A 2,484-nucleotide genomic window follows, 5' to 3' on the forward strand; every position below is an offset into this window, starting at 1 on the left:
TATCCCGGCCGTACTTGATCGACGCCCTGCTCGCCGAGCTCGGCCGGCTCGGCGGTGTGGAGATCGCGTACGGGCGGCGGGTGGCCGATCCGGACGGGCTGGGCGCCGACCTGCTCGTCGGCGCCGACGGCATCAACAGCGCCGTGCGCGGCGCCCGCTTCACCGCCGCCGGAGCCCCCCGCCCCGTCGGCACCGTCGCCTGGATCGGCACCGCCGGATTCGAGACCGGGGTGTACGGCGAAACCTGGGGCGAGGGCCGCTTCTTCGGGATGACCCCGGTCGAACCCGGCCGCACCAACTGGTACGCCGCCCTCCCCGAGGGGCCCGGGGCGCCCGGGGCCGCCGGCGCCGGGGCCGCCGCGTGGCTGCGGGCTGCGTTCGCGGGCTGGCACGATCCGGTCCCGCGGATCCTTGCCGAGACCGACCCGGCGACCTGGATCCGCTACGAGATGCGCCACCTCCACCCGGCGCTGCCGACGTTCGTCGACGGCGGTCGCACGGCCCTGGTCGGCGACGCGGCCCACGCCATGACGCCCAACCTCGGCCAGGGGGCCTGTACCGCCCTCCTCGACGCCGAGGCCCTGACCCGCGCGGTCGCCGCCCACGGGCGGGCCGCCCTGCCCGCCGCCCTGCGCGCGTACGACCGCGAGCGCCGCCGCAGCGCCCAGCGCGTCGCCTTCGCCTCGCGGAGCCTGCACCGCTTCATGACCGGCCCCCGGCCCGCGCTGCGCGACGCGCTCGTCGGCCTCCTGCCCGGCGGCTGAATCCGCCCGGGGTCACGCGCCCGTCAGCCGGCCCTCCAGCTCGTCCCGGGACACGTCCTCCAGGTGGGTGAGGAACACCCACAGGTGCCCGAACGGGTCTCGGAGAATGGCGGTCCGGTCGCCGTGGAACTGGTCGGCCGGCGGCTGGAGCAGCTCCGCACCCTCGGCGACGGCCGTCCGTACGAGGGCGTCCACGTCCGGTACGAACACGTGCAGCGCGGCCGAGGTGCCGCCCAGCGCCGACGGGGCACTGAACGGCCCCTCGGAGACGTCGCCGAGCATCAGGGTGGCGCCGGCGATCCGTATCTCGGCGTGGAGCACCCCGCCCTCGGGGTGGTCGAGCCGGAAGTCCTCGACGGCGTCGAAGGCCCGCCGGTAGAAGGAGAGCGCGGCCGGTGCGTCGGCCACCATGATGTGCGCCACCACCGCGGTGCGGTAGCGGTCCGGGACGGTGTGTGCGGTCCGTACGGTCTGTGCGTCGGTCTCGTGAGTGCTCATGGGGGCGAACGTAGGACCTCAAGTTTGCTTGAGGTCAAGGCCGGGCAGACGCCCTCCGGCACACCCGCGCCGCGCGGCGAGAGGCAGTGGCGCAGATGCGGAACGTGAGTACGCTGCTACACATGACGGTTCACCCCCCGGGTCCCCTGTGGACGGGACGGGCCTCCAACCGCGCGCAATGGCTCCTTGCCGTGGCCGGTGCGGCCTGCCTCGCACTCGGCGTCGAGCTCGCCGTCGACTCGAACTGGACCAGCGGCATCGCCCCGCTCCTCATGTCCGTCATCGGCTGTCTCGCCGTCGGACTGCTGATCCTCTACGGCACGCTCGCGTTCGTGCACGTCGCCGTCACCGTCGACGCCGAGGCCCTGGAGGTCCGCTGCGGCCACATCGGGCTGCCGCGCCGCAGGATCCGGCTGGTGGAGGTGGCCTCCGCCGAGTTCCTGCCCCTCATCACCCCCCAGCAGTGGGGCGGCTGGGGCTGCCGCTGGCGCCCGGACAAGGGCACCGCCGTCATCGTCCGGCGCGGCGAGGGACTGGAATTGCGGCTCGGTGACGGCAAGGTGTTCACGGTCACCGTCGACGACGCCGAGAACGCGGTCAGGGTCATCCGCGCCCACCTGCGGGCCCTCGCCGGCTGAGGCTTCTCCCCCTCCCGGGGGTGGGCACGTACACTCCGGCAAATGAGCAGCAGCATCACCGCAGAGCCCGGCCGCACCGCCGAAGCGGAAGCCGGAACCGAAGCCGCCGCGGCCCCCTGGAAGCGGTGGGCGGCCTCCTGGCCGCCGCGCGCCGCCCTCGCGGCCGGCTCCGGCGTGCTGCTCTACCTGAGCTTCCCGCCGCGCCCGCTGTGGTGGCTGGCCCCCTTCGCCCTCGCCGTGCTCGGCGGTTGCCTCCACGGCCGCCGCGCCCGCGCCGGCTTCGGCCTCGGCCTCCTGCACGGGCTCGGCTTCCTGCTGCCGCTGCTCGTCTGGACCAGTGAGGGGGTCGGCCCGGTCCCGTGGCTCGCCCTCGTCACCCTCGAAGCCCTCCTGATCGGCCTCACCTGCCTCGGGATCGCCGTCGTCAGCAAGCTCCCCGTCTGGCCCCTGTGGGGTGCGGCCGTCTGGATCGCGGGCGAGGCGCTGCGCGCCCGGGCCCCCTTCGGCGGCTTGCCCAGGGGCAATCTGGCCTTCGGCCCTGCCGACGGGTTGTTGCTTCCCCTCGCCCCCCGCCGCGGCCCCCC

General features: G+C 74.9%; 3 protein-coding genes and 1 pseudogene. 3 read left to right on the forward strand and 1 reads right to left on the reverse strand.

Translation table 11 applies throughout. From position 1 onward, the window contains the following. The coding region (locus ACFXA3_RS40895; protein WP_385196287.1) for an FAD-dependent oxidoreductase at positions 1-764 on the forward strand (764 nt) is incomplete at its 5' end. 12 nt (positions 765-776) lie between these two features. Here the strand turns inward: ACFXA3_RS40895 and ACFXA3_RS40900 are convergent. Next, on the reverse strand, positions 777-1,262 hold the full coding sequence (locus ACFXA3_RS40900; protein ID WP_385196290.1) for a VOC family protein: 486 nt from the start codon (positions 1,260-1,262) through the stop codon (positions 777-779). Between the two features lie 122 nt (positions 1,263-1,384). On the opposite strand from ACFXA3_RS40900, the gene ACFXA3_RS40905 reads away from it, so the two are divergent. Next, positions 1,385-1,900 (forward strand): hypothetical protein, encoded by a 516-nt coding sequence (locus ACFXA3_RS40905; protein ID WP_385196292.1) that lies wholly within the window; start codon positions 1,385-1,387, stop codon positions 1,898-1,900. Between the two features lie 42 nt (positions 1,901-1,942). Next, a pseudogene (locus ACFXA3_RS40910) lies at positions 1,943-2,484 on the forward strand (apolipoprotein N-acyltransferase); the annotation flags it as partial.

It is taken from the genome of Streptomyces sp. NPDC059456 (assembly GCF_042750055.1).
In the GTDB taxonomy this organism is placed as follows: domain Bacteria; phylum Actinomycetota; class Actinomycetes; order Streptomycetales; family Streptomycetaceae; genus Streptomyces.

Excerpts from the sequence above, each read along its gene's own strand:
- ACFXA3_RS40900 (WP_385196290.1), bottom strand. The coding sequence starts at position 1,262 with ATGAGCACTCACGAGACCGACGCACAGACCGTACGGACCGCACACACC.
- ACFXA3_RS40905 (WP_385196292.1), top strand. The coding sequence starts at position 1,385 with ATGACGGTTCACCCCCCGGGTCCCCTGTGGACGGGACGGGCCTCCAAC.